The 983-nt window shown below is 76.4% G+C and carries 1 protein-coding gene; it reads right to left on the bottom strand.

Annotated elements, in window-relative coordinates:
- Positions 1 to 244: 244 nt before the first annotated feature.
- Positions 245 to 983, bottom strand: a 739-nt coding sequence (locus C7C46_RS33475; RefSeq protein ID WP_146259338.1) for an outer membrane protein assembly factor BamB family protein, incomplete at its 5' end; no start/stop codon positions are given.

Raw genomic sequence — 983 nt, 5'->3', positions numbered from 1 at the left:
CGGCGGCCAGCGCCACCGCGCCCGGCAGCAGCAGGCGGCCGGCCAGCTTGGGCCCGGTCGGACGGGGACCGGCCGGGAGCGGGCGGGTGTGGTCCTTGGTGGGGTGCACCTGGCTGCCTTTCGGGTTCGTCCATGCGGGAATGCCGCCCGGCCAGAGCCAGGCTTTGTCAGCATTTCACCGTTATGTCCGAATTCCCGTCAGCGGCGCGCCGCCGGAGGCCGGTCGGGCCGGGCCCGACCGCCGCTACCGCCCCTCGGGCACCGCCGTGCCGTAGACCGCGTCCAGCGCGTAGACGCAGCGGTCCTTGCTGCTCACGAAGACCCGCCCGCCCTCGGTCACCGGAGAGCCCGTCAGCTCGCCCTTGGTGCCCAGCTCCCAGCGCAGCCGGCCGCTGGCCAGGTCCACGGTGTGCAGCGAGTGGTCCCGGCTGCCCACGTGGACCAGCCCGTCCGCGGCCGCCGGCGAGCCGACGATCTCGCCCCGGGCCGCGTACCGCCAGCGCTCGCGCCCGTCGGCCGTGTCGAAGGCGTACAGCGTCTCGCCGCTGGCGAGCAGCGCGGTCGACCCGGCCAGCACCACCGGCTCGGCCCCCTGCCGGCTGGCTGTGCGGGACTGCCAGCGCACCTGCCCGGTGGCCCCGTCCAGCGCGTACAGGGTGCCCAGGTAGTCGGCCACGTAGACCGCGGGCACCGCCGCCCCGTCCAGCGTCGGCGGGGTGAACAGCACCACCGGCGCCTCGAACTGCCAGCGCGGCGCCCCGGTGGCCGCGTCCAGCGCGTACACCCTGGTGCCGGCCGTCACGTAGACCGTCTGGCCGCGCACCGCCGGGCGGGAGGGGACGTCCTCGCCGACCGGGAAGGCCCAGCGCGGCAGCCCGCCCCGGGCGTCCACGCAGCGCAGCCGCCTGCCGCCGTAGTAGTAGACCGCGCCGCCCGCCAGGGTCGGCCCGGACTGCGGATTCTCGTAGTCCTGCTGGGCGTCG

This window comes from Streptomyces tateyamensis (assembly GCF_003205575.1).
Classification (GTDB): Bacteria; Actinomycetota; Actinomycetes; order Streptomycetales; family Streptomycetaceae; genus Kitasatospora; species Kitasatospora tateyamensis.
The sequence above is the reverse complement of the archived record's forward strand: the minus strand, read 5'-3'. Positions and strand labels throughout refer to the sequence as shown.